Annotated in this window: 26 protein-coding genes and 1 riboswitch; of the genes, 17 read left to right on the forward strand and 9 right to left on the reverse strand. The window is 72.9% G+C overall.

The window, feature by feature from the left end; all coding sequences use genetic code 11:
* The first annotated feature begins 2 nt into the window (after positions 1-2).
* The 4 genes from IEX42_RS16015 to IEX42_RS16030 are packed head-to-tail and all read left to right on the forward strand — an operon-like array spanning position 3 to position 2,310.
* Positions 3-728 carry a M50 family metallopeptidase gene (locus IEX42_RS16015; RefSeq protein WP_229660917.1) on the forward strand — a complete coding sequence of 242 codons (726 nt, stop codon included), beginning with the start codon at positions 3-5 and terminating at the stop codon, positions 726-728.
* A gap of 54 nt (positions 729-782) precedes the next feature.
* The gene (locus IEX42_RS16020) at positions 783-1,202 is read left to right on the forward strand and encodes a nitroreductase/quinone reductase family protein (RefSeq protein WP_188780676.1); all 420 of its coding nucleotides are present in this window, start codon (positions 783-785) and stop codon (positions 1,200-1,202) included.
* A 53-nt stretch (positions 1,203-1,255) separates the two neighbouring features.
* Positions 1,256-1,714, forward strand: coding sequence for an RNA polymerase sigma factor (locus IEX42_RS16025; protein WP_188780677.1), 459 nt, complete (start codon positions 1,256-1,258; stop codon positions 1,712-1,714).
* Positions 1,711-2,310, forward strand: a complete 600-nt coding sequence (locus IEX42_RS16030) for a methylated-DNA--[protein]-cysteine S-methyltransferase (RefSeq protein WP_188780678.1) — start codon at positions 1,711-1,713, stop codon at positions 2,308-2,310. The genes IEX42_RS16025 and IEX42_RS16030 overlap by 4 nt, the downstream gene beginning before the upstream one ends.
* A 2-nt stretch (positions 2,311-2,312) precedes the next feature.
* Here the strand turns inward: IEX42_RS16030 and IEX42_RS16035 are convergent, their stop codons facing one another.
* Positions 2,313-3,119: a class I SAM-dependent methyltransferase gene (locus IEX42_RS16035; RefSeq protein WP_188780679.1), complete on the reverse strand. Its 807-nt coding sequence runs from the start codon at positions 3,117-3,119 to the stop codon at positions 2,313-2,315.
* A 220-nt stretch (positions 3,120-3,339) separates the two neighbouring features.
* Between IEX42_RS16035 and IEX42_RS16040 the strand changes: the two genes are divergently transcribed.
* The 3 genes from IEX42_RS16040 (at position 3,340) to IEX42_RS18270 (ending at position 4,082) form a co-directional block, all read left to right on the forward strand.
* Positions 3,340-3,606, forward strand: a complete 267-nt coding sequence (locus IEX42_RS16040) for an excalibur calcium-binding domain-containing protein (RefSeq protein ID WP_188780680.1) — start codon at positions 3,340-3,342, stop codon at positions 3,604-3,606.
* Between the two features lie 13 nt (positions 3,607-3,619).
* Positions 3,620-3,883, forward strand: coding sequence for an Ada metal-binding domain-containing protein (locus IEX42_RS16045; RefSeq protein WP_188780681.1), 264 nt, complete (start codon positions 3,620-3,622; stop codon positions 3,881-3,883).
* Positions 3,884-3,950: 67 nt separating this feature from the next.
* Entirely contained in the window at positions 3,951-4,082 is a 132-nt protein-coding gene (locus IEX42_RS18270; RefSeq protein ID WP_268236448.1) for a hypothetical protein, read from the forward strand.
* A gap of 7 nt (positions 4,083-4,089) precedes the next feature.
* On the opposite strand, the gene IEX42_RS16050 is transcribed toward IEX42_RS18270, so the two are convergent.
* Positions 4,090-4,890 carry an Fpg/Nei family DNA glycosylase gene (locus tag IEX42_RS16050; protein ID WP_188780682.1) on the reverse strand — a complete coding sequence of 267 codons (801 nt, stop codon included), beginning with the start codon at positions 4,888-4,890 and terminating at the stop codon, positions 4,090-4,092.
* Between the two features lie 18 nt (positions 4,891-4,908).
* Positions 4,909-5,592, reverse strand: coding sequence for an SGNH/GDSL hydrolase family protein (locus tag IEX42_RS16055; protein ID WP_188780683.1), 684 nt, complete (start codon positions 5,590-5,592; stop codon positions 4,909-4,911).
* Between the two features lie 71 nt (positions 5,593-5,663).
* Here IEX42_RS16055 and IEX42_RS16060 point away from each other — a divergent pair, with 71 nt between their 5' ends.
* Positions 5,664-6,278 carry a DUF1707 SHOCT-like domain-containing protein gene (locus IEX42_RS16060; RefSeq protein ID WP_188780684.1) on the forward strand — a complete coding sequence of 205 codons (615 nt, stop codon included), beginning with the start codon at positions 5,664-5,666 and terminating at the stop codon, positions 6,276-6,278.
* Positions 6,279-6,488: 210 nt separating this feature from the next.
* On the opposite strand, the gene IEX42_RS16065 is transcribed toward IEX42_RS16060, so the two are convergent.
* Together IEX42_RS16065 and IEX42_RS16070 are read right to left on the reverse strand one after the other, a co-directional pair.
* Positions 6,489-7,064 (reverse strand): mismatch-specific DNA-glycosylase, encoded by a 576-nt coding sequence (locus tag IEX42_RS16065; protein ID WP_188780685.1) that lies wholly within the window; start codon positions 7,062-7,064, stop codon positions 6,489-6,491.
* Positions 7,065-7,083: 19 nt separating this feature from the next.
* The gene (locus IEX42_RS16070; RefSeq protein ID WP_188780686.1) at positions 7,084-7,797 is read right to left on the reverse strand and encodes a matrixin family metalloprotease; all 714 of its coding nucleotides are present in this window, start codon (positions 7,795-7,797) and stop codon (positions 7,084-7,086) included.
* A 56-nt stretch (positions 7,798-7,853) separates the two neighbouring features.
* Here IEX42_RS16070 and pcrA point away from each other — a divergent pair, with 56 nt between their 5' ends.
* Positions 7,854-10,358 carry a DNA helicase PcrA gene (gene pcrA, locus IEX42_RS16075; protein WP_188780687.1) on the forward strand — a complete coding sequence of 835 codons (2,505 nt, stop codon included), beginning with the start codon at positions 7,854-7,856 and terminating at the stop codon, positions 10,356-10,358.
* A gap of 355 nt (positions 10,359-10,713) precedes the next feature.
* On the opposite strand, the gene IEX42_RS16080 is transcribed toward pcrA, so the two are convergent.
* Positions 10,714-11,565: a M23 family metallopeptidase gene (locus IEX42_RS16080; protein WP_188780688.1), complete on the reverse strand. Its 852-nt coding sequence runs from the start codon at positions 11,563-11,565 to the stop codon at positions 10,714-10,716.
* A gap of 264 nt (positions 11,566-11,829) precedes the next feature.
* On the opposite strand from IEX42_RS16080, the gene IEX42_RS16085 reads away from it, so the two are divergent.
* The 3 genes from IEX42_RS16085 (at position 11,830) to sucD (ending at position 14,367) form a co-directional block, all read left to right on the forward strand.
* Positions 11,830-12,156 carry a hypothetical protein gene (locus tag IEX42_RS16085; protein WP_188780689.1) on the forward strand — a complete coding sequence of 109 codons (327 nt, stop codon included), beginning with the start codon at positions 11,830-11,832 and terminating at the stop codon, positions 12,154-12,156.
* Positions 12,157-12,289: 133 nt separating this feature from the next.
* Positions 12,290-13,459: an ADP-forming succinate--CoA ligase subunit beta gene (sucC, locus tag IEX42_RS16090; protein WP_188780690.1), complete on the forward strand. Its 1,170-nt coding sequence runs from the start codon at positions 12,290-12,292 to the stop codon at positions 13,457-13,459.
* Between the two features lie 11 nt (positions 13,460-13,470).
* Entirely contained in the window at positions 13,471-14,367 is an 897-nt protein-coding gene (gene sucD, locus IEX42_RS16095; RefSeq protein WP_188780691.1) for a succinate--CoA ligase subunit alpha, read from the forward strand.
* Between the two features lie 58 nt (positions 14,368-14,425).
* Here sucD and kynU read toward each other — a convergent pair whose 3' ends face one another.
* Entirely contained in the window at positions 14,426-15,676 is a 1,251-nt protein-coding gene (gene kynU / locus IEX42_RS16100) for a kynureninase (protein WP_188780692.1), read from the reverse strand.
* Entirely contained in the window at positions 15,673-17,601 is a 1,929-nt protein-coding gene (locus IEX42_RS16105) for a hypothetical protein (RefSeq protein ID WP_188780693.1), read from the reverse strand. Before IEX42_RS16105 ends, kynU begins: the two co-directional genes overlap by 4 nt.
* 87 nt (positions 17,602-17,688) lie before the next feature.
* On the opposite strand from IEX42_RS16105, the gene IEX42_RS16110 reads away from it, so the two are divergent.
* The 4 genes from IEX42_RS16110 to purH all read left to right on the forward strand — a co-directional run bounded on the left by IEX42_RS16110 (position 17,689) and on the right by purH (position 22,171).
* Complete coding sequence (locus IEX42_RS16110) at positions 17,689-19,197, forward strand: cell division protein PerM (protein WP_188780694.1); 1,509 nt, start codon at positions 17,689-17,691, stop codon at positions 19,195-19,197.
* Positions 19,198-19,207: 10 nt separating this feature from the next.
* Positions 19,208-19,834, forward strand: a complete 627-nt coding sequence (gene purN, locus IEX42_RS16115; protein WP_188780695.1) for a phosphoribosylglycinamide formyltransferase — start codon at positions 19,208-19,210, stop codon at positions 19,832-19,834.
* 100 nt (positions 19,835-19,934) lie between these two features.
* Positions 19,935-20,372, forward strand: coding sequence for a hypothetical protein (locus IEX42_RS16120; RefSeq protein ID WP_188780696.1), 438 nt, complete (start codon positions 19,935-19,937; stop codon positions 20,370-20,372).
* A 114-nt stretch (positions 20,373-20,486) separates the two neighbouring features.
* Positions 20,487-20,563, forward strand: a riboswitch (ZMP/ZTP riboswitch).
* 24 nt (positions 20,564-20,587) lie between these two features.
* On the forward strand, positions 20,588-22,171 hold the full coding sequence (gene purH, locus IEX42_RS16125; protein WP_188780697.1) for a bifunctional phosphoribosylaminoimidazolecarboxamide formyltransferase/IMP cyclohydrolase: 1,584 nt from the start codon (positions 20,588-20,590) through the stop codon (positions 22,169-22,171).
* Between the two features lie 188 nt (positions 22,172-22,359).
* Here the strand turns inward: purH and IEX42_RS16130 are convergent, their stop codons facing one another.
* Entirely contained in the window at positions 22,360-22,920 is a 561-nt protein-coding gene (locus IEX42_RS16130; RefSeq protein WP_188780698.1) for a dihydrofolate reductase family protein, read from the reverse strand.
* A 54-nt stretch (positions 22,921-22,974) separates the two neighbouring features.
* Between IEX42_RS16130 and IEX42_RS16135 the strand changes: the two genes are divergently transcribed.
* The gene (locus tag IEX42_RS16135) at positions 22,975-23,826 is read left to right on the forward strand and encodes a bifunctional methylenetetrahydrofolate dehydrogenase/methenyltetrahydrofolate cyclohydrolase (protein ID WP_188780699.1); all 852 of its coding nucleotides are present in this window, start codon (positions 22,975-22,977) and stop codon (positions 23,824-23,826) included.

Consider the following 23,826-nt stretch of genomic DNA (forward strand, 5'->3'; position numbering starts at 1 on the left):
CGGTGGGCGAGGAGGGTGCTGCACTGAGCCGGGTCTGGGGTGACGTCACGGGCACCCAGCCGGCACCGTCCACCGCGGCGGTGTGGGTCGTCGGCGTGCTCGCGCTGCTCGTGGTCGCCTACCGGCCGACCTGGGCCGTCACCCGTCACGTGGTGACCATCGCCCACGAGGGGGCGCACGGCGTCGTGGCGCTGCTCAGCGGACGCCGGCTGGCCGGCATCCGGCTGCACTCGGACTCGTCCGGGGTGACGGTGTCGAAGGGCAGGCCGCGCGGGATCGGCATGATCCTGACCGCCGCGGCGGGGTACGTCGGCCCCGGCCTGCTCGGTCTCGCGGCGGCGTACGTCCTCCACCGCGGGCACGCGCTCGGGCTGCTCTGGGGCGTCCTGCTCCTGCTGGCGCTCCTGCTGCTGCAGATCCGCAACTTCCGCGGGCTGTGGTCGGTGGCGCTGGCCGGGATCGTCGTGTTCGCCGTCTCCTGGTGGGCGGGCGGGCAGCTGCAGTCGCTGGTGGCGTACGCCGGGACCTGGTTCCTGCTGCTGGCCGCGCCGAAGACGGTGGTCGAGCTCCAGCGCACGCGGCGTCACGGTCGCGGGGCCACCTCCGACGCCGACCAGCTGGCGCGGCTGACCCACCTGCCCGGCGTGGTGTGGGTGGTGGTGTTCCTGGTCGTCGACATGGGCGCGCTCGCACTGGGTGCCGGACTGATCCTCCGGCCGGTCGGATGAGCACGAGGGCCGAGCCTCTGGCGCGACACGGCGACGGCGTCGAGACTGGCCGGCATGACTGACTTCAACGACCGCGTCCTCGCCGAGTTCCACGAGCGCAACGGCGTCGTCACCGAGGCCGCACCCTTCGGCGACGCGCTCGTGGTGATGCACACCGTGGGCGCCAAGTCCGGGGCGGAGCGGCTGAACCCGGTGATGGGGCTGCCGGACGGCGACGGCTGGCTGGTCGCCGCGTCCAAGGCCGGCGCGCCCGACAACCCGGCGTGGTACCACAACCTCCTCGCCCATCCCGAGATCACGATCGAGACCGGCGACGGGACCACCATCCGCACGGTCGACGTGCGCGCCACCGATCTGCAGGGCGAGGACCGCGACGCCGCCTGGGCCCGGTTCACCGCCGCCAGCGACGGCTTCAAGGAGTACGAGGCCAAGACCGACCGCACGATCCCGGTGCTGCGCCTGGCTCCTCGCTGAGAGTCGGTGGCACCGCGACCTCACGAACCGGGTCGCCGGCGCGTCTACCTCACGTGATCCCCTTCGAGTCGGCTGTCGAGCGGCACGGTGCCACCGTGCTGCGGGTGTGTCGTGCGGTGCTCGGGCCGCTCGAGGCCGAGGACGCCTGGGCCGAGACCTTCCTCGCCGCGCTGTCGTCGTACGACGACCTGCCCGAGGGCACCAACCTCGAGGCGTGGCTGGTGACGGTCGCCCACCGCAAGGCGATCGACGTACGACGTGCCGAGCAGCGCCGCGCCGTCCCCAGCGCCGAGCTGCCCGAGCACGGTCGGCACGACCCCGATCCCACCGCGCACGACCCGGTGTACGACGCCCTGCGCGCGCTGCCGCCCAAGCAGCGGCAGGCGGTCGCCTACCACCATCTCGGTGGCCTGAGCCACCGCGAGGTCGCCGAGATCCTCGGCGGCACCGAGGCCGCCGCCCGCCGGGCGTGCGCCGACGGCATCACCACCTTGAGGAGGACCCTGCGATGAGCACGACGGACGACCTGCTGAGCACCATCGGTCGCGACGACGACCCCGCCACCATGGCCCGGCTGCACGCGCGGCTCGAGGAGTCGCGCGACGTCGACGTCGCGTACCGGGTGGTGGACAGCCCGCTCGGTGACCTGCTGGTGGCGACGACCGAGCGCGGCGTGGTGCGGGTCGGCTTCGAGTCCGTCGGCCACGACGCGGTGCTCGACGAGCTCGGCCGCGACCTGAGCCCACGCGTGCTCCGCGCGCCGCGGCGCCTGGACGACGCGGCGCGCCAGCTCGCGGAGTACTTCGGCGGTGAGCGGGAGCGGTTCGACCTCCGGCTCGACACCCGGCTGGCCCACGGCTTCCGGCTCGAGGTGGTCGAGCACCTTCGCGAGATCGGCTACGGCGAGACGGCGTCGTACGCCCAGGTCGCCGAGCTCGCGGGACGCCCGCGCGCGATCCGCGCCGTCGGCACGGCGTGTGCGCGCAACCCGCTGCCGGTGGTGCTGCCCTGCCACCGCGTCGTCCGCTCCGACGGCACGCCGGGCCAGTACGCCGGGGGCCCGGCGGCCAAGCGGTACCTGCTCGACCTGGAGAGCGCCGGGGCGTGAGGTCAGGGCTGGTGCCGGTAGGGCGCCCGCTGCTCCGCGACCGGCCTGGCCGGCGGGGCACCCGGCCGCAGCCGCGGGGTGCGCGTGGAGTTCGTGCCCTCGCGGTTCGAGCCCTTCTCGATGATCACCAGGTTGTGGTACGCGTGCACCGCCTGCACGTGCAGGTCGGTGTACGTCGGCTCGTACCCCTCGTCGAGGAACGGGAACTCCTCGTGGTGCAACCCGTCGAGCAGGTCCTTGACCAGCGCCATCGAGGTGGCGGGGTCGTGCAGGTCCGCGCTCCCGCCCCAGGCCGGCCAGTACGAGGTCTGGATGTCCTCGATGGCGTAGAGGCCCTCGGGTGCCAGTCGCGGGAAGAGCCGGGCGAAGGTCTCGCGCACGTGGGCGGGGCGGTGGCTCCCGTCGTCGACGATGATCGAGATCTCTCCCTGGTCGGCCAGGATCCGCTCGAGCACCGCGGGGTCGGTCTGGGACCCCTGGTAGGTACGGATCCGGTGCTCCTCTACCGACGACTTGTCCTCGATGTCGAGCCCGACGATCTGGGCGTCGCCGAAGAACGCCTTCCACATCCGCAGCGAGGCGCCGCCCCGCTTGCGCGCGTACCCCCCGATCCCGATCTCCAGCATCGTGAACCGGCGGTCCCGCCAGGGGCCGAAGTGGTGCTCGTAGTGCGGCGTGTAACGGTGCAGACCCCACTTGTCGGTCTTGAACTGCTGGGCCAGCTCGGTCAGGGACGGGCGTGCGGTGGGGCCGATCGGCAGCGAGTCGAGGCGCGGGTGGCGCAGCCACTGCCACCACCGCTCGCCCACCCGCGGCTTGACGTGCCTGACGAGGAGCGCCTTCGCGCGCTCGGGTCGTGGGGAAGCGATCGCACTCTCCTGGGTCGTGGCGGACCGGCAACCTACCAGGGTCGAGTGAAGCCCCTTCTGTCCGAAAAGCCGGACACGAACGGCTCGCGCACCCCACACTTCACGTCGGCGCGCGGAGTCCTCCGGTGCGTCGCTCCCACTCGGACCACAAGGACATCCCATGCTGAAGAAGATGCTCGTCGTCGGCGCGACCGCCGGCCTGCTGCTGGCGGGCACCGCCCACTCCGCGGACGCCGCCCCGAAGGCGCGTGAGTTCAAGAACTGCACCCAGCTGAACAAGACGTACCACCACGGGGTCGGCCGACCCGGCGCCCACGACCACACCTCCGGCAAGCCGGTCACGACCTTCAAGCGGTCCGCCGCGCTCTACAAGGCGAACAAGAAGAGCGACCGCGACAAGGACGGCATCGCCTGCGAGAAGCGCTGAGCGTGGACGCGGGGTGACCTGGACGCTGACGGCGGCCGACGGGTCGACCTACGAGAGCCCGACGCCCGGGACGTACGGCGGCAACCGCAGGCAGGGGGTGTACGGCACCCTGTCCTGCGGGGTTGCCCGTGACCAGCGGCGCCGGTTCCCCGAGACGATGCGTGCCCACCGGGTGTTCTTCGCCGACGAGGAGACCGCCTCGGCGGCGGGTCTCCGTCCCTGCGGTTCCTGCCTGCCGGACGCGTACCGCGCGTGGAAGCAGCGTCGGGGCCAGTGACGACGGTCATGTTGCGTTGCGTCACAAACGCTGCGAATCCTCAAGCAGGCAAGGTGAAACTCGTCCGATGGACGACACCTGCGACTTCTGCGGACACGACTGGCACGGTCTGACCTGCCGGCACAAGGACATCGAGCGAGGGTTGATGCTGCGCGTGGTCCCGTGCACCTGCGAGTCGAGCCTCGAGGCGGCGTCCTGAGGGGAGCTCACGGGTCCGGCTGGCACGTCGGGCACCAGAACAGGTTCCGGCCACCCCATGTGGTGCGTCGTACCGGTGTGCCGCAGAGCCGGCACGGTCTGCCCTCACGGCGGTAGACGTAGTACGCATCGGTCTGTCGCACGCGGCCCTCGCCGGGTGCGCGGTCCTCTGGACGAGTGGTGACGATGCGACCGCTGCGCACGCCGGCGTGCATCAGGACACGCAGGTCCTCCCAGAGGACCCCCCACGACGACTCGTCGACCAGGCGGCCGGGCAACCACGGGCTGAGGCCGTGCCGGAACAGGATCTCCGCGCGGTAGACGTTCCCGATCCCGGCGACGACGCACTGGTCCATCAGGAGCGCGCCGATGCCCGTCCGACGCCGGACCAGGTTCGCCAGCACCCTCTCGGCCGAGGAGTCGTCGCGCAGCGGGTCCGGGCCGAGGCGCGCGGTCACCGCATCGCGCTCGGTCGGAGTCAGGACCTCGCAGGTGATCGGCCCGCGCAGCTCGAGCCAGTGGCTCTCCCCGGTCACCCTCATCCGCACGGCCCCGCGCGGCTCGGGAGCGGGAAGCCGGCCGTCACGGAACCGGCCGAAGAGGCCGAGGTGCACGTGCACGAGCCGACCGCCGGCGTACTCGTGGAACAGGTGCTTGCCCCAGGCGTCGGTACCGACCACCTCGGAGCCCGAGACGAGCGCCGCGCCTTCGGCGAAGCGGCCCTGCGGGCTCTCGACGTACGCCGGCGCGCCCGTCAGGAGCCGGGCGTGCCGTCGCGCCAGTCGGTGGATCGTGTGGCCCTCAGGCACCGGCGGACTCCGGGCGGCTCAACGGCGGCGCACCGCTTCGGCCACCAGATCGGCCATCGCCGCGTAGCCGGTGTCGTTGGGGTGGAAGTGGTCCTCGGCGACGCGGCCGCGCCACGACCTCATCCGCGGGTCGCGGAAGTCGGCGACCACGACTCGTCCGGCGGCAGCGGCGGCGTCGACCTGGCGGTTGAACTCCAGGGCCGCGGGCGACCCGCCCGGCTGGGTGGCCATGACGGTGCCCACCGGCAGCCGCTCGAGGAGCTCGGCCAGCGCGCCGGGGAGCAGAGGGCGGTGGCGACGGCTGAACAGGTCGTTGCTGCCGATGAGGCAGGTGACCAGGTCGGCGGGGGCGATCGCCTCCAGCGCGGGGAGCTGGCGCTCGAGCAGGTCCGCGACCCTGCCGCCGTACACCGAGAGGTTGACGTGGCGGTAGGCCGGGTCGAGGCGGCGTGCGAGCTGTCCCGCCCACCCCATGAACGGCGACGACGCACCGACGCCCTGGGCCATCGAGTCGCCCAGCGTGACCCACAGCGGTCCGTCCGAGGCGACCGCCTCGGCGTTGTGCCGCTCCCACGCGGCGGCGTACGGGCCGACCTGCGCCTGCACCCGGCGCACGCCGGGCAGGACCAGGCCGAGGGCCGTGACGACGGGCCCGCGACGTCGACCGCTCAGGTTGGAGTAGGCGAAGTCGGCGTCGGGCACGTCTCGATCCAACCAGCCGGTCGTGACAAACGTCTGTGTTCGGCCGGAGCGGAACTCCCTACAGTGAGCCCATGACGACGCCCGCCCAGCCTCGCCGGATCGCCTGGGAGCAGTTCAGCCTGGACCCGCGGCGTGAGGAGAACGCGGCGATGCGTGCCTCGGACCGGGACCGCGACGTCGCCCTGACCGCGCTCAACGAGGCGTTCGCCGACGGACGGCTGGACCGGGCCGAGCTCGACGAGCGCATGGTCGTCGTGCACACCGGGAAGCGGCTGGGGGACCTGGTCTGGCCGATCGCCGACCTCGCGCCGTCCGCGCCGGCACGCACGGTCGCCGACGTCGCAGGGCCTGCCGACGCGGACCTGCAGGCCAGGGCGGAGCGCAACGTGCGGGCGGCGCGGGCGTCGTCGTTGTGGGTGTTCCTGGTGCCGACGGTCATCTGCTGGGTGATCTGGGCGAGCGCCAGCGTGAGTGGTGGCGGCTTCCACCCGCAGTTCCCGTGGCCGCTGTTCGTGATGCTCGGGACCGGGGCGCGAGCGTTCAGCGCGCTGCGGGGGGACCGGGCGGCCGAGGTCGTACGCGAGCGGCGCCGACTCGTCGAGCGCGAACGGCGGGAGGCGCGTCGTGAGCTGCGCGACGTACGCCGCACCGAGCGGGACCGTCGCCGGCTAGGCGACGGCTACTGAGGTCTCAGCCGCGGTAGCCGCGGTGCGCGAGCGGAGCCTGGGCGTTGAAGGCCCACAGGGTGTAGCGGTCGACGGCGGTCAGGATGCGACGGACGCGGGTCATCGGATCTCCTTGGCTGGTGGTGATTGGAACGATCCAATCGTAGCGTCCGACAGCCCGCGCGGTCACGTCCCGGCGCTGAGATCCGAGTCACCGGGCCGACAGCCCGCTCACCGCTGCGGGAGCACTCCGGCGGCACGGGCGGGCGCGGCGTACGCCTCGGCCAGGCTCGCGGCGCTCTCGTGGGCGTTGAGGCCCGACGGGTTGGGCACCACCCAGACCTGGGTGCCGCCCCAGTCCTCGCGCTGACGTCCGGCGCGGGCGTGACGGTCGCCGACCGCCGTCCGGTACGCCGTGATGCCGGCGACCGCCACCACCGCCGGGCTCCGGTCCGCGACCAGCGCGCGCAGTCGCACCGCGCCGTCGCGCAGCTCCGCGGCGTCGAGCTCGTCGGCGCGGGCACTGGCCCGGGCGACGAGGTTGGTGATCCCCAGCCCGCGACCGGTGAACCGCGCGCGGTCGGCGTCGGTCATCCCCTCGCCGGGGTCGACCGGCTCGGTGATGATCCCGGCGGCGAGCAGCGCCGGGTAGAACCGGTTCCCCGGGCGGGCGAAGTGCGTCTGCACGGCGGCGGTCCACAGCCCCGGGTTGATGCCGACAAACAGCAGCCGCAGGTCCGGCCCGAGCAGGTCGGGCACCGTGACCCCGCGGTAGTCCTGCAGCTCCGCTTGGGTGAACCGCGCCATGGACGACGACCCTAGTGGGCTAGGCGCAGGGCACCCGGCCGAGGAGCGCGAGTCCGGTGAGGTCCCCGTGGCCGAAACGGGTGACGCCGTGGGCGCGGGGGTACATCAGCTCGTCGCGGTCGTCGACGTGCGCCAGCCCGACCACGTGCCCCATCTCGTGGTCGAGCACGGCCTGGCGGGAGGTGTCGCCCAGGTCGGCGAAGTCCTGGCGGTCGAGCACCAGCTGGCCCGTCACGTAGTGCACCGTGGCGTCCGCGTCACCGCGCGGCTGTGCGGGCGCGGCGCTGCCGCCGATACCGACCACGTCGCCCTTCAGCTCCGGCACCGCGGTCGGCGTCGACCAGGCCACGAGCACCGGTCGGCCGCCCAGCACGCGGCCCGGTCGACGATCGGTGGTGCCGTCGAGGCGCAGGTCCAGACCGGACGCGCGGTGGATCCGGGACAGCGTCGTGCGCACCATCGCCAGGGCGCCCTCCGGCGCACCGTCGAGGTTCACCTGGACGTCCACCGGACGGCAGGGGTCGTACCCGACGGGGCCGCGACCGCTCGGCTGGGTGCGCGCGAAGCGGTACGACCCGTCGTCGTACACCCGTGGCGAGGAGGGCGCCTCCGGCCCGCGGAACGGCTCGGTGAGCGCCGTCGGGAGGGACTGCGGGGCGAAGGCGTAGAGCCACCCCGAGACGGCGACGACCACCACCACGACGACGACCGCGACCCGGCCCGGGCGACCCACGGGACCGATCTTGTCACCGCGGTCCTCGGGGGCGGCCGGTCGTAGGCTGGTCGCATATGAGTACGTCGTTCCCGCTCCCCGGCATGCCCGCTCCCGCCGCCGGTGAGGACCACCGGCCCGACGGTCGTTCGCCGTCGGCCGCACGTCGCCGCCGGCCCAGCGCGGAGGAGCTCCTCGAGGGCCTCAACGACCCCCAGCGACGAGCCGTGGTCCACGCGGGGACGCCGCTGCTCGTCGTCGCCGGTGCCGGCTCCGGCAAGACCCGGGTGCTCACGCGCCGGATCGCCTGGCTGATCAACGAGCGCGACGCCCACCCGGGCTCGATCCTCGCCATCACGTTCACCAACAAGGCCGCGGCCGAGATGCGCGAGCGGGTGAGCGAGCTGGTCGGCAACCGCGCGAAGATCATGTGGGTCTCGACCTTCCACTCCTCCTGCGTACGCATCCTGCGCAAGGAGGCGGACAAGCTCGGCTTCAAGAGCAGCTTCACGATCTACGACGCGGCCGACTCCAAGCGGCTGATGACGCTGGTGTGCAAGGAGCAGGACCTCGACACCAAGCGGTTCGCGCCGCGGGCGGTGCTCAACTGGGTCTCCAACGCCAAGAACGAGCTGCTCGACCCCGAGGACGCCGCCGCGGCCGCGCAGAACGTCCAGGAGCAGACGTACGCCGCCGCCTACGCCGACTACCAGCGTCGGCTCCGGGCCGCCAACGCGATGGACTTCGACGACCTGATCATGTCCGTCGTGCACCTGTTCCGGGCCCACCCCGAGGTCCGCGAGAGCTGGCGGCGGCGCTTCCGGCACGTGCTCGTCGACGAGTACCAGGACACCAACCACGCGCAGTACGCCCTCGTCCACGAGCTGTGCGGGACCAACCCGGAGGAGGCCGGCCCGGACGCGATCGCCCCGGCCGAGCTGATGGTGGTCGGCGACGCCGACCAGTCGATCTACGCCTTCCGCGGCGCCAGCATCCGCAACATCATGGACTTCGAGCTCGACTTCCCCGACGCCGAGACGATCCTGCTCGAGCAGAACTACCGCTCGACGCAGACCATCCTCACCGCCGCCAACTCGGTGATCAGCCGCAACGACTCGCGCAAGCCGAAGAACCTGTGGAGCGACGCCGGTCAGGGCGAGCAGATCGTCGGGTACGTCGGCGACGACGAGCACGACGAGGCCCGCTTCGTGGCCGAGGAGGTCGACCGGCTGACCGATGCCGGGGACGCGCGCGCGGCGGACGTCGCCGTCTTCTACCGCACCAACGCGCAGAGCCGGGTCTTCGAGGAGGTCTTCATCCGGGTCGGGCTGCCCTACCGCGTGGTCGGCGGGGTGCGGTTCTACGAGCGTCGCGAGGTCAAGGACGCCCTTGCCTACCTGCGGGCGCTGGTCAACCCGGCCGACGAGGTATCGCTGCGCCGGGTGCTCAACGTCCCGAAGCGCGGCATCGGCGACCGGGCCGAGGCGTGCGTCGCCGCGCTGGCCGAGCAGGAGCGGATCACCTTCTGGCAGGCGTTGCAGCGGGCGCAGGAGGCTCCCGGCATCGCCACCCGGTCGCTGAGGAACATCCAGGGCTTCGTCGCGGTCCTCGAGGAGCTGCAGCAGATGGTCGAGGCCGGTGAGCGCGTCGACGTCGTGCTGGAGGCGACACTCGCCCGCAGCGGCTACCTCGCCGAGCTCGAGGCCTCGGACGACCCGCAGGACGAGACGCGCGTGGAGAACCTCGGCGAGCTCGTCGCGGTGGCGCGGGAGTTCGCCGACGACCCGGTGCTCGGCCCCTCCGCCGACCCGGTGGACGGGGAGGCCGACGAGGCGGCGGCCCCGCAGCCGGGGCTCACCGACTTCCTCGAGCGCGTGGCCCTCGTCGCCGACGCCGACCAGATCCCCGACGCGCCCGACGCCGAGCCGGGGGAGCAGCCGGCTCCCGGCGTGGTCACGCTGATGACGCTGCACACGGCCAAGGGGCTGGAGTTCCCCGTCGTCTTCCTCACCGGTCTGGAGGACGGGATCTTCCCCCACCAGCGGGCGCTGGGCGACAAGCCCGAGCTGGAGGAGGAGCGCCGGCTGGCGTACGTCGGCCTCACCCGCGCCCAGCAGCGGCTCTACGTCTCCCGCGCCGTGGTCCGCTCGGCCTGGGGGGCGCCGTCGCACAACCCCGCGTCCCGCTTCGTCGACGAGCTCCCGGTGGACCTCGTGCAGTGGCGTCGTACCGCCGCCGAGCAGACCGTGTGGTCACGCCCGGCCGCGACCTGGGGGAGCGACGGCGGCCGGCGCAGCGGAGGCGGCGGCGCACCCGACGGGTCCTTCGGGCGCGGCTTGTCCACCAGCACCCAGAAGCGGTTCGGTGCCGCCGCCGCTCGGGCCGACGCCGCGGCCAGGGCGACCAAGGGCCGCGACGTCCCCAGCCTCGAGGCCGGCGACCGGGTCCAGCACGACAGCTTCGGCCTCGGCACGGTCGTCAGCACCGAGGGCGCCGGCGACAAGGCCGTCGCCTCCATCGACTTCGGCAGCGACGGGGTCAAGCGGCTGCTGCTGAGGTACGCGCCGGTGGAGAAGCTCTAGCGCGGGCTGGTGCGCAGCCGGCGTGGTGGTCTCGACGTCCTCCCTCGCTGCGCTCGGTTCGGGCTCGACCACCCCTAGGCGCCGGCGCTCGTAAGTGGTCGAGCAGCGAGCGTCAGCGGCGTTGGTGGGTGGTCGAGCAGCGAGCGTCAGCGGCGTTGGTGGGTGGTCGAGCAGCGAGCGTCAGCGAGCGCGTCGAGACCCGCTGGGGATGCGCGGTTCCTCGGTCCACCGTGGGTGCGCACCTCGCCGAGTCGTCAGTTCTGCGAGAGCCTCGCTGCGCTCGGCAGAGCGCAGAACGGACGACTCGGCTCTCGCGATGATCGACCAGGCCTACAGCCTCCGAGCGCTACGCGCTCTACGGCTGAAGGCCGTGGTAGATCATCGCGGTGTAGGGATCCACCGGGTCGCCGCCGCCGGGGCGGACCTCGACGTGCACGTGGGGGCCGGTGACGTTGCCGGTCGAGCCGACGTGACCGATCTGCTGCCCGCCGATGACCCGGTCGCCGGGCTTGACGTCGATCTCGGACTGGTGCGCGTACCAGATCTCGGTGCCGTCCTCGAGACGCTCGACGGTCTTGTTGCCGTAGGAGCCGTCGTAGCCGGTCTCGGTGATCACGCCGTTCGCGACCGCGGTGATCGGGGTGCCGGTGGCGGTGGCGAAGTCCAGGCCCGTGTGGTTGTGCGACCACAGCCCGCCGGAGTTCCCGAAGCGGGCCGTCAGGTGGTAGCCGGTGGTCGGCAGGTGCCAGGCGTTCTTCTTGATCTTGGCCGCCTGCGTCTCCGCGGAGCGCGCGAGGTTGGTCAGGGCGGCGTTGCGCTGGCGGGCCTGGCTCTCGACCGCCGACTGCAGCCGGGTGTCGGCGGCGTCCTGGAGGGCGTCGCGCTCGGAGTCGCGGGAGATCGCCTGCTGGCGCTGGTCGAGGTCGGCGCCCATGCCCAGCGTGTCGAACTCGCTGAAGGCCGGTGCCTGCATCGAGGCGGGGTCGCTCTGGACCTGCTGGACGGCGTCGGCCTTGCCGGCACCGGCGGTCGCGGCGCCGCCGGCGGCCACGGCGACCGCCACGGCTCCGGCGACCGTGGGCACCATCGGCAGCCCGGTGAGGGGGTGCTTCGGAGCCGGGGTCGCCCTGCGGCGTCCGCCCGGAGCGCGGGGGGTGACGATGCCCGCGGGTCGCGGCGCACGTCGTTGCGCCCGGTGGTTACCCATACCTCATCCTTGCGTCGGCTCCCGTTGCCGCAGGCGACAGTAACCGAAGGGTTGCCGGAACAGAAACTCTCCTCCACAGGCAGGACCGGGCCCGCCCGTGGGCCGTCGTCCAGTCTGTCCGAGCTCGCCCGGTTGGTCAGACGAATCGCCATTCCGGCGGGTGCGTCCGCTCCGCCGAACGGCTCCGGAGACCGTCGTACGGCGTGGCCTGCCGGGCCTCCGGCTGGGCTACCGCGGCTGCGCGCAGCGGCATAGCCTGCACGGGTGCTCCGGATCCTGATGGTTCGCGTCGACGGCTTCGTCGAGACCGCCGACACCTGGGGCCGGATGCTGCGTGACGAGGGGCACGAGGTGATCCTCCACGGTTCGGCCGACGCGGAGCCCGAGATCGATCGTGTGGTGGCCGTCGCCGGGCAGGAGGACGCGGACGTCGTCGTCGTGCCCGGAGCCGAGCACGACTGGCGGCACGCGCTGAAGGAGCGGCTGCACGAGGACGACGTCGGCATCGCGCCTCCCGAGTGCGACGGCGCCGACCTCCTGGAGTGGGTGGCCAAGCGGGATGAGGGCGGTCACACCGAGGGCGGCGCCTGAGCGTCCCGCCGGAGCAGGGTCTAGGGTCGGCCGGGGTCGCAGGCTGGTGCCTGACAGGCACGAGCGCGTGGCCGCCCAGGCTGAACGACAGGCTGACACACACCCGCTAGAGCCAGAACAGGACGGTTGGACCGTGGACCTGATGGAGTACCAGGCGAAGGAGCTCTTCGCCAAGCACGGCGCGAAGACGACGCTCGGCGTCGTCGTGGAGAGTGCCGACGACGCCAAGCTGGCTGCCGAGGAGCTCGGCGGCGTCACCGTGATCAAGGCGCAGGTGAAGGCCGGGGGCCGCGGCAAGGCCGGCGGCGTGAAGATCGCCAAGACCGCGGACGAGGCGTACGAGTACGCCTCGGCGATCCTGGGCATGGACATCAAGGGTCACACGGTGCACCGCGTGCTGGTCGTCCCGGCGACCCCGCCGGTGGAGGAGTACTACTTCTCCTTCCTGCTGGACCGCTCCAACCGGTCGTACCTCTGCATCGCCTCCGTCGAGGGCGGGGTCGAGATCGAGGAGGTCGCGAAGACGAACCCGGAGGCCGTCAAGCAGATCGCGGTCGACCCGGGCACCGGTGTCGACGACGCCAAGGCCGCGGAGATCGTGGACGAGGCCGGGTTCCCCGCCGAGCTGCGCGACCAGGCGATCGCGATGGCGAAGTCGCTGTGGACCGCCTTCGTCGAGGAGGACGCCACGCTGGTCGAGGTGAACCCGCTGGCGCGGCTCGAGGGCGACGTCCTCGAGGCGCTCGACGGCAAGATGAGCCTCGACGACAACGCTGACTTCCGCCACGAGGACCACTCCGGCTACGAGGACTCGGCAGCGGCCGACCCGCTGGAGGCGAAGGCCAAGTCCAAGGGCCTCAACTACGTCAAGCTCGACGGCGAGGTCGGGATCATCGGCAACGGCGCCGGGCTGGTCATGTCGACCCTCGACGTCGTGGCGTACGCCGGGGAGGCGCACGGCAGCGTCAAGCCGGCGAACTTCCTCGACATCGGCGGCGGCGCGAACGCCCAGGTGATGGCCGACGGCCTCGACGTGATCCTCAACGACGAGCAGGTCAAGAGCGTGTTCGTGAACGTCTTCGGCGGCATCACGTCCTGCGACGCTGTGGCCGACGGCATCGTGGGTGCGCTCGACATCCTCGGCGACGACGCGACCAAGCCGCTCGTCGTCCGCCTCGACGGCAACAACGTCGAGGAGGGCCGGCGGATCCTCAACGAGGCGAACCACCCGCTGGTCAGCCTCGAGGAGACCATGGACGGCGCGGCCGACAAGGCCGCCGAGCTCGCGAACGCCGCGAAGTAAGGGGCGAGGACATGTCGATCTTCCTCAACAAGGACTCCAAGGTCATCGTCCAGGGCATCACCGGCGGCGAGGGCACCAAGCACACCGCGCTGATGGTGAAGTCGGGCACCAACGTCGTCGGCGGCGTCAACGCCCGCAAGGCCGGCACGACCGTCACCCACAAGACCGCGGACGGCGCCGACGTCGAGCTGCCGGTCTTCGGCAGCGTCGAGGAGGCGATGAAGGAGACCGGCGCCGACGTGTCGGTCGCGTTCGTGCCCCCGGCGTTCACGAAGGCCGCCGTCGTCGAGGCCATCGACGCGGGCATCGGCCTGCTGGTGATCATCACCGAGGGTGTGCCGGTCCAGGACTCCGCGGAGTTCTGGGCGTACGCGCAGGGCAAGGGCACGCGGATCATCGGTCCGAACTGCCCCGGCATCATCACCCCCGGCGAGGCGCTGGCCGGCATCACGCCCGCCACCATCGCGGGCAAGGGGCCGGTCGGCCTGGTCTCCAAGTCCGGCACGCTGACCTACCAGATGATGTTCGAGCTGAAGGACTTCGGGTTCTCCACCGCCATCGGCATCGGCGGCGACCCGATCATCGGCACGACGCACATCGACGCGCTCGAGGCCTTCGAGGCGGACCCCGAGACGAAGGCGATCGTGATGATCGGCGAGATCGGCGGCGACGCGGAGGAGCGTGCGGCGGCGTACATCAAGGAGCACGTGACCAAGCCGGTCGTCGGCTACGTCGCCGGCTTCACGGCCCCCGAGGGCAAGACGATGGGCCACGCCGGCGCCATCGTCTCCGGGTCCTCGGGCACCGCCCAGGCCAAGAAGGAGGCCCTCGAGGCCGCCGGGGTCAAGGTCGGCAAGACGCCGTCGGAGACCGCCGCTCTGATGCGGGAGATCTTGAACAACGCCTGATCCGGTCCACTCCGCGAGGCGGCGCTTGCTCACCCGAGCAGGCGCCGCTTCGTCGTTGTCAGGTGACCGTGTTGCGGACCTCGTACGCCGGGTCGAGGTGCTCACCGTTCTCGAGGACGGCGACGAGGTGGTCGACCGCTGCGAGGACGTCGGTGTGGCGGACGAAGAGCGGGGCGAAGCCGAAGCGGGCCAGGTCCGGCGCCCGGAAGTCGCCGACGACGCCGCGGGCGATCAGCGCCTGCACGATGCCGTACGCCGACTCGTGGCGCAGGGAGACCTGGCTGCCGCGACGAGAGTGCTCGCGCGGGGTGACCACCTCCAGGCCGGAGGACGCCGGTGGCAGCCGCTCGTCGGCCAGCCGGACGAACAGGTCGGACAGCGACAGGGAGGCCGCGCGCAGGTCGGTCGGCGAGACGTCGGCGAAGACGCCGAGCGCCGCCTCGAGGGCGGTGAGCCCGAGCACCGGCGGCGTCCCGCTGGCCAGCCGCCCGACGTCGGTGCGCGAGACGTGCTCGCGCTCCAGCGCGAACGGCCGGGCGTGGCCCATCCAGCCGGGCACCGGCTGGTCGAGGTCGGGGACGAGGTCGGGCCGCACCCACGTGAACGCGGGGGCGCCCGGGCCGCCGTTGAGGTACTTGTAGCCGCAGCCGACGGCCAGGTCCGCCTCGGCCCCGGTCAGGTCCACCGGCACCGCGCCCGTGGAGTGGCACAGGTCCCACTGCACCAGTGCCCCGCGCTCGTGGGCCGCGGCGGTGAGCGCGGGGAGGTCGTACATCGCGCCGGTGCGGAAGTCGACGTGGGTGAGGCTGAGGAGCGCGACGTCCTCGTCGACCGCGGCGAGCGGGTCCGACGGGTCGCACCACCGCACCTCGGCACCGGTCAGCCGTGCGACGCCGGCGGCGACGTACCCGTCGGTGGGGAAGGTGGTCGGCTCGACCACCAGCACGCGCCGGTCCGGGCGCATCCGCAGCGCGGCGACCATGGTCTTGAACAGGCTGACCGAGGTCGAGTCCCCGACGTGCACCTCACCCGCGCCCGCTCCGATCAGTGGCGCGATCAGGTCGCCGACGCGGCGAGGGAGGTCCATCCAGCCGGGATGGGACCCCGAGGCGTTCCAGCTGCCGATCAGCCCGGTGCCCCACTGGTCCTCCAGCAGCCGGGTCATCGCGGCGGGGACGGCGCGGGGGAGGGGGCCGAGCGAGTTGCCGTCGAGGTAGACCAGCCCCTCGGGTACGACGAACCGCTCACGGTGCGTGCGCAGCGGCGAGGCGGCGTCGAGTGCGGCAGCCTCGTCCGCGCGACCGCTCACCGGCCGGAGCCGCCCGTCGGAGAGGTGGTCGCCGACGGCGAGGGTGTCGCCTGCGGAGCGGTGGCGAGCTGTGCGAGACGGTCGCGGCCGCGCTGGACGAGCTCGGAGAACACCTGCTCGGAGACGTCCTGCCCCTTGCCCCCCGGCACGAAGCCGATCTGGGCGAGGTAGGGCCCGACCCGGGTCACGCCCATCCAGAAGGTGACCGTGTCGTCGTCGGAGATCTCCGTCTGCAGGCGCCACAGGCGCCAGGGGTACTCAGCGCCCTTCGGGCTCTGCGCCGTCGCGGTGATCTTGCTGCCCAGCTGGGTCTTCGGGCACTTCGTCATCGCGGTGCCCACCTTGTCCAGCACCGCCTGCGCCTGGCCCGTCGAGCGGTAGCGCCCGTACGTCTCGCTCAGCCCGAAGCGCTGGGGGGTGGACCCGCCCGGGATGAGGAAGGTCCGGGTCCGGGCCGCTCTCGCCCCGCTCTTCGTGAAGTCGGTGCGGTCGCAGCTCGTGGCGGCCGGGTTGGTCGTCGCCGCCGTGGCGTCGGTGCCGACCCAGGGGCGCTCGATGTCGCCGATCGGCGGCAGGTCGACGACGGCGAGCATCCCGGGCTGCTCCCCGGTGGTCGGCGGTGCTGCCCGCGTCAGCCGGGGTGTCGACCGGCACCCGCCCGCCGACGTGCTGCTGCACACGCCGTCGAGCGCCGTCGTGAGCACCTTCGAGACGGCCCTGGGTGCCACGGCCTGGTCGCCGGGGTTGGTGATCGCGGTCCAGGTGGTGATGTTGCCGGTGCGGACCAGGCCGATGGCCAGGCTGGTCCGCGACGTCGACTGCGTGCGCAGCGTGAGCAGCTTCGCCTCGTCACCGAGGCCGGCGACGTCGTACGACGACACCAGCTGGGTCTGTGCCTGGTCGCAGCCGGCGAACCAGGCGATCGCCTGCTCGTACCCGGCGTGCGCCTGGCGCTCGGTCCGCGAGAGCTCGATGGTCTGGGTCGCGGTGCGCCCGCCCACCTCGCCACCGCCGGTGGTGTCGAAGCGCCGGACGAACGCCCGCAGCCCCTGAGGGTCGGCGAACCGGTCGCGCTGGCAGGTGACGTTGAGCCCGCTGCCCGAGGTGTTGCGCGTCGTGCTCAGCTCCTGCCACCGGCGCGCCGGGCCGACGGGGGCGAGGTCGGCGGTGGTGAGGAGCAGGCTGCGCCCGACGGTCGGCCCGAGCTGGGGCGGGAGGCTCTCGGTGGACGGGGCGTCGTCGCTGCGGACCCAGAGTCCGGCGAGCACGGTGAGCGCGACCGCGGCCGCAGTGCCCACCGCCAGCGCGACCCGGCGCCGGCGCTGCCCCGAGGAGCGCAGCTCTCGGCCCGTCGGGGAGTGCTCGAGGTCCAGCAGCGGGGAGAGGTCGCGCAGTCTCGTCGGCAGTGCGTCCACCGGGCGCGCCAGCTTCGTGGCGACGCGGTCGAGGCCGCGGTCGAGCATCGCGTCGGTCGCCGCGGGAGAGGCGCCCACCACCTCGGCCACCGCGGAGACCGGCAGGTCGGACAGGCAGGCCAGGACGACGCAGACCCGCTCCTGGTACGCCAGGTCGTGCAGCGCCACGAGCGTGTTGCGCTGCTCGGGGTTGGCCGGCCCGCCGCGGTTGAAGCTCCGTGGTCGAGCCCGTCGGCTCGCGCGGGTGAACGCGGTACGACGTACCCGTGCCTCCAGCGTGCCGGGTGCGTCGGGGTGCTCCCAGCCGTCGGCCATGGCCTCGCGCAGGGCGTTGTGAGCGGCGCGAAGGTCGCCGCAGACCGCAAACGTCTGCAGCAGCAGCGCGTCCCAGTGGTTGGCGCGAAAGGTCTCGAGCTCGCCGGTCGCGCCCGGACCGTCCGGGCCGTCGCCGCGGGTCGCGTCGTCGACGCCGGGTCCGGCGTGGGAGCGGGGGGCGGAGTGCGTGGCCATGACCGCACCGAGGGTACGGGGTCGGTGCCACCCGTCCGGCGGGCGTGGGAGCGCCGCTGAGCGGCTCCGGTCAGCCACGATGACACGGTGACCACGAATCACATCAGCACCACAAGACCGCGTCCGACCCCGGCCACGTCGAGCCCGCCGAGTGCCGGGACCGTCGTGCTGGCCCGGCCGTTCCCGGTCCTGGCGACCGTGGCGGGTGCCGGTGCGGCGCTGGCGGGCCTGGCGGCCCTGTCCGTGGTCGCGGTGGTCGGCTGGTTCCTGGCCGATGCGGGCGCGCACGGGGACACCCGGGACGCGCTGCGGGTCGCCGCCGACGCCTGGCTGGTGGGCCAGGGGTCGCAGCTGACGTACGCAGGCGTGACGTACGCCGTCGTCCCGCTCGGACTGACCGCGCTGCTGGCGCTCGTGCTGTGGCGCTCGGCCCGCTGGGCGGTCGGTCTCGCGGAGCCGCGCGACGAGCGGGAGACCGCGTACGGCGTGGCGATGTTCTCGCTCGCCTACCTGCTGGTCGCGGTGGTGGTCGCTGTGCTGGCCACGACGGACGACGCCGCCCCGTCACTGGTACGGGTGGTGATCGGCTCGCTGCTGCTCCCCGTCGTGGTCGGTGGCGCGAGCGTGCTGCACGCGACGCAGCGGTGGTCGATCGTCACCGACCGCCTCCCCGGAGACGTCGGCACGGTCGAGGCGGTCGTCCGTGTGGCCGGCCTGGCCGGGCGGGTGCTGCTGGCGGTGTACGCAGCCGGGCTGGTCACCGTGCTGGTGTCGCTCGGCCTGCACGCCGGGTCGCTGAGCGCGATGCTGGCCGCGCAGGACCTGTCCGTGGGTGACCTCCTCGCGCTGACGGTGCTCAGCGTCGTCGTGCTGCCCAACGCCGCTCTGCTGGCGGTCGGCTACCTGGCGGGACCCGGCTTCGCCGTCGGGACGGGTACGACGGTCTCCACCGGTTCCGTGCTCCTCGGCCCGGTGCCCGCCTTCCCGCTGCTCGCGGCCCTGCCCGGGTCGGGGGCTGCGCCCTGGTGGACCGACCTCCTGCTGGCCGTCCCCCCGGTGGTGACGGCGGCCGTCGTGGTCCGCAGGCACCGCCGTGCCGTCCCCGGCACGCTGGACTGGCGCCACGGGCTCGCCGCCGGCGCCGTCGCGGGCCTCGTCCTCGGGCTGCTCTCGGGGCTCGGCGGTGGCGCGCTCGGTGACGGCCGGATGGGCCAGCTCGGCACCTCGCCGCTGCTGGTCGCGATGTTCCTCCTGCTCTCGACGGGCGCGGGTGGCCTGGTCGGCGGGGTGCTCGCGCCGCTGGCCTCGCGGGTGCTCGATCTCGTCGGCGTCTCCCGACCGGAGGTGCCCGTGCCGGCTGCGGAGGCCGGGGAGGGCCCGCAGACGCAGACCGCGATCTCGCCGGCGCTGGCCGCCCGGCTCCGCGAGGCACGTCGCCAGCGGGCCGACGGTGCGACGGAGCAGCGGCCGCCCTTCGCTCCCGCCGACGCGGCGGCCGCCGACGGCGAGGTCACCGTCTCCCTCGCCGACGCCACCGACGACGCGGAGGAGACGGTGTCGCTGGGAGGGAACGACCGGGACCAGGACATGGCCTAGCCTTCCGCGGGTGTCCTCCCCTGCCTCGGGCCGCCCCGGTCGGCTCGTCGTCCTCGTCTCCGGCTCGGGGACGAACCTGCAGGCACTGCTCGACGCCTGCGCGGACCCGGGCTACGGCGCGCGGGTGGTCGCGGTCGGCTCGGACCGCGACGGCACCGAGGGGCTGGCCCGCGCGGAGCGGGCCGGCGTGCCGACCTTCGTCGAGCGGGTCGGGGACCACCACTCGCGCGATGCCTGGGACGAGGCGCTGGCCGCGACGGTGGCGTCGTACGAGCCGGACCTGGTGGTGCTGGCCGGCTTCATGAAGCTGGTGGGGGAGCCCTTCCTGGCCGCCCACGGCGGACGGACCGTGAACACCCACCCGGCGCTGTCGCCGTCGTTCCCGGGCATGCACGGTCCGCGCGACGCACTCGCGCACGGCGTGAAGGTCACCGGCGCGACCCTGTTCGTCGTCGACGCGGGCGTCGACACCGGCGTGATCCTGGCTCAGAGCGCCGTCCCGGTGCGCGACGACGACGACGTCGAGACGCTGCACGAGCGGATCAAGGCCGCCGAGCGGGCGATGCTGACGGACACCGTGGGTCGCATGGTGCGCGAGGGGTTCACCGTCGAGGGTCGTCGTGCGCGCCTGGGGTGAGCGCCTCTGGAGCTGGGGCCCGCCTGGCCGCTGCTCGCGTCTCACGGGCCCGGCACCGAGTCGGGAGTCGAGGGGAGCATCCGAGGTGAGGGCGACGCCGTTGGCGGTTCTGGTGCTGGCCGCGGGTCTTCCACTGCTCGTGACCGGGTGCGGCGAGAACGCCTCGTCACCGCTGCGCTCCCACCTCCAGCCCGCCCGGGGCGAGAAGCAGCTGCTCAGCCTGAGAGATCAGACCGGCCAGGAGAAGAAGGGCCGCATCGAGGTCCCGGCAGGCACCACCCAGCTGCTGCTGCGCGCCGACTGCCTCGGCGGTCCGAAGGACTCCACCATGCGCATCAGCGTGTCGTCCGCCGGAGGGAGCGACCTCGCCTACGGCGGCGGCGAGTTCGGCTGCACCCGCTCGTCGGGGCACGGCGGGCTGGTCATCCTGGGTGACGAGACGGACCAGGCCATGGCCGACGCGACGTACACGATCAGCGCGCCGCGCGGTGCCACGTGGTCGGCCACGGTCGGCGTGAAGAGATCGATCACCAGGTGAGCCGCAGCTCCACCCCGGAGACGCGGGAGACCGGTGCTGGGCGATGACGTCAGCAGCCCCGACGTCCGCGCCGTGCAGGAGGCTTCGCGACGCCCGGCGGGCCCTCGCCTAGAGTCGGGGGCACACGACTGGCGCAGGTGGGCGACCACCGGGGAGTGCAAGCAGGACCGTCGTACGCCTGGGTGGTCCTCCCGTCACCGATGAGGAGTGTCCCCATGTCCGACGCCCGGCCCGACACCGTCGCGATCCGCCGCGCCCTGGTCTCCGTCTACGACAAGTCCGGTCTGGAGGAGCTCGTCCGCGGGCTCCACGAGGCCGGTGTCGCCCTGGTCTCCACCGGCGGCTCCGCGGCTTTGATCGAGAAGGCCGGCGTCCCCGTCACGAAGGTCGAGGACCTGACCGGGTTCCCCGAGTGCCTCGACGGCCGCGTGAAGACGCTGCACCCGATGGTGCACGCCGGGATCCTCGCCGACCGGAGACTGGAGTCCCACGTCGCCCAGCTGGCCGACCTCGGTGTCGAGCCGTTCGACCTCGTCGTGTCCAACCTCTACCCGTTCCGCGAGACGGTCGCGTCCGGCGCCACGCCCGACGAGTGCGTCGAGCAGATCGACATCGGTGGCCCGTCGATGGTGCGCGCGGCGGCCAAGAACCACCCGTCGGTCGCGATCGTCACCTCGCCGTCGTCGTACGACGAGACGCTCGCCGCGGTCGCCGCCGGCGGCTTCACCCTCGCCCAGCGGCGGCGGCTGGCCGCGGAGGCCTTCGCGCACACGGCGGCGTACGACGTGGCGGTGGCCTCCTGGATGGGCAGTGTGCTCAGCCCGGCGGAGGAGGGCTCGCCGGACTTCTTCGCCGTCGCGTACTCCAAGGCGGCAGACCTGCGCTACGGGGAGAACCCGCACCAGTCGGCCGCGCTCTACACCGACGGCTCGGGCGGGCTGGCCGGTGCGCAGCAGCTGCACGGCAAGGAGATGTCGTACAACAACTACGTCGACACCGATGCTGCGCGCCGTGCGGCCGACGACTTCACCGAGCCGGCCGTCGCGGTGATCAAGCACGCCAACCCCTGCGGCATCGCGGTCGGGACCGAGGGCGAGGACATCGCGGCGGTGCACGCCAAGGCACACGCCTGCGACCCGGTCTCCGCCTTCGGTGGCGTGATCGCGGTGAACCGTCCGGTGTCGCTGGCCATGGCCGAGCAGGTGGCGGACATCTTCACCGAGGTGATCGTCGCGCCGGCGTACGACGACGGCGCCGTCGAGGCGCTGCAGCGCAAGAAGAACATCCGGATCCTCGTGTGTCCGGTCGACCGCGACCAGGACCCGGTCGAGTTCCGGCGGATCTCCGGCGGGCTGCTCACCCAGCAGGTCGACCACGTCGACGCGGTGCTCGACCGGGGCGGGGACGACCCGGCGAGCTGGACCCTGGCCACCGGCGAGGCGCTCGACGAGGCCGGGCTGGCGGATCTCGCCTTCGCCTGGAAGGCGTGCCGCGCGGTGAAGTCCAACGCGATCCTGCTCGCCAAGGACGGTGCCTCGGTCGGCGTCGGCATGGGCCAGGTCAACCGGGTCGACTCCTGCAAGCTCGCCGTGGAGCGGGCGGGGGAGCGGGCGACCGGCTCGTACGCCGCCTCGGACGCGTTCTTCCCCTTCGCCGACGGACCGCAGATCCTCCTCGACGCCGGCGTGAAGGCGATCGTCCAGCCCGGCGGCTCGGTGCGCGACGACCAGACGATCGAGGCGTGCGAGAAGGCCGGCGTGACGATGTACCTCACCGGGACCCGGCACTTCTTCCACTGAGGGCGGCAGTCGAGCGCGGAGGTCTCGACGCGCTCGCTGGCGCTCGCTGCTCGACCGCCCGCCGGGGCTGGCGCTCGCTGCTCGACCGCCTGCCGGGGCTGGTGGTCGAGCCCGACCGAGCTCTGCGAGGCGGTGTCCTGAGCCTGTCGAAGGGGAGGACGTCGAGACCGGGTGAGGAGCGCGCGGCCTCAGCCGAGCCGGTGGACCGTCAGGGCGACCCCGTTGGCGAACCGCTCGACCCGGTCGAGCCGCAGGTGGTCGAGACGGAGCCCGTCGGGGAAGAGCGTGCGGCCGCGGCCCTGGACGACCGGGTACCAGAACAGCCGTACCTCGTCGACGAGGCCGGCACTCAGCAGCGGGTGGACGAGACTGATGGAGCCGGTGCAGACGATGTCCCGGCCGGCCTGCTCCTTCAGGGCGCGGACCTCCTCGACGGGGTCCCCGGTCAGCACGGTCGTGCCGTCCCAGTCGGGGTCGGTGAGGGTGCTGGACACGACGTACTTCGCCACGCCGTTCAGGTACGCCGACACTCCGGTGGTGTCGTCCGCGAGGTCGCGCCAGTAGCCGCGCATGTCGGTGAACGTGCTCCGGCCGACCAGGAAGGCGTCGGCAGCGCTGTCCTGCCGCTCGTTCTCGGCCCGGAGGTCCGCGTTGTCGACCTCGCCCATGCGCTGGGGCGAGAACCAGTCGTCCAGCATCTCGATCCGGCCGTCGAGGGTGATGTTCTGGGTGACCGCGAGTGTTCTCATGGCCGGTTCCGACCCGTCCGGGCCGGCGAACTCATCGGTCCTAGGATCGTCGGCGTGAGTGCACAGATCCTGGACGGCAAGGCCACCGCGGCCGCGATCAAGACCGAGCTGACCTCGCGGGTGGCGGCGCTGGCGGAGCGCGGCGTACGCCCCGGCCTGGGCACGGTGCTCGTCGGCAACGACCCGGGCAGCACCTGGTACGTCAACGGCAAGCACAAGGACTGCGCCGAGGTCGGCATCGAGTCGATCCGCGTCGACCTCCCCGAGACCGCCTCGCAGGCAGAGATCGAGGAGGCCGTCTCGACGCTCAACGCCGACCCGGCCTGCACCGGCTACATCGTCCAGCTGCCGCTGCCTAAGGGCCGCGACGAGAACCGTGTCCTCGGGCTGATCGACCCGGCCAAGGACGCCGACGGGCTGCACCCGACCAACCTCGGCTGGTTGGTGCTCGGCAAGGACGCACCGCTGCCCTGCACGCCCGCAGGGATCATCGAGCTGCTGCGGCGCCACGACGTGGAGGTCGCCGGTGCCGAGGTCGTCGTGGTGGGGCGTGGCGTGACGGTCGGGCGCCCGCTGGGCCTGCTGCTGACCCGACGTACCGAGAACGCCACGGTGACGCTGTGCCACACCGGCACCCGCGACCTGGCCGCGCACACCCGTACCGCCGACATCGTCGTGGCGGCCGCCGGGGTGCCCGGGATCATCACCGGCGAGATGCTCAAGCCGGGCGCCGCCGTCCTCGACGTCGGGGTCTCGCGCGTCGACGGCAAGCTGGCCGGCGACATCGCCGAGTCCGCGTTCGACGTGGCCGGCTGGCGCTCACCGAACCCCGGCGGGGTCGGCCCGATGACCCGCGCGATGCTGCTGTCCAACATCGTGCAGATCGCCGAGCAGAACGCCGGATGA

The sequence above is a fragment of the Marmoricola endophyticus genome (genome assembly GCF_014644415.1).
Lineage (GTDB): Bacteria > Actinomycetota > Actinomycetes > Propionibacteriales > Nocardioidaceae > Marmoricola > Marmoricola endophyticus.

Coding starts and splice junctions, on each gene's coding strand:
- IEX42_RS16020 (WP_188780676.1), top strand. CDS start 783: ATGACTGACTTCAACGACCGCGTCCTCGCCGAGTTCCACGAGCGCAAC.
- IEX42_RS16030 (WP_188780678.1), top strand. CDS start 1,711: ATGAGCACGACGGACGACCTGCTGAGCACCATCGGTCGCGACGACGAC.
- IEX42_RS16040 (WP_188780680.1), top strand. CDS start 3,340: ATGCTGAAGAAGATGCTCGTCGTCGGCGCGACCGCCGGCCTGCTGCTG.
- IEX42_RS18270 (WP_268236448.1), top strand. CDS start 3,951: ATGGACGACACCTGCGACTTCTGCGGACACGACTGGCACGGTCTGACC.
- IEX42_RS16060 (WP_188780684.1), top strand. CDS start 5,664: ATGACGACGCCCGCCCAGCCTCGCCGGATCGCCTGGGAGCAGTTCAGC.
- IEX42_RS16065 (WP_188780685.1), bottom strand. CDS start 7,064: ATGGCGCGGTTCACCCAAGCGGAGCTGCAGGACTACCGCGGGGTCACG.
- pcrA (WP_188780687.1), top strand. CDS start 7,854: ATGAGTACGTCGTTCCCGCTCCCCGGCATGCCCGCTCCCGCCGCCGGT.
- IEX42_RS16080 (WP_188780688.1), bottom strand. CDS start 11,565: ATGGGTAACCACCGGGCGCAACGACGTGCGCCGCGACCCGCGGGCATC.
- sucD (WP_188780691.1), top strand. CDS start 13,471: ATGTCGATCTTCCTCAACAAGGACTCCAAGGTCATCGTCCAGGGCATC.
- IEX42_RS16105 (WP_188780693.1), bottom strand. CDS start 17,601: ATGGCCACGCACTCCGCCCCCCGCTCCCACGCCGGACCCGGCGTCGAC.
- purH (WP_188780697.1), top strand. CDS start 20,588: ATGTCCGACGCCCGGCCCGACACCGTCGCGATCCGCCGCGCCCTGGTC.
- IEX42_RS16130 (WP_188780698.1), bottom strand. CDS start 22,920: ATGAGAACACTCGCGGTCACCCAGAACATCACCCTCGACGGCCGGATC.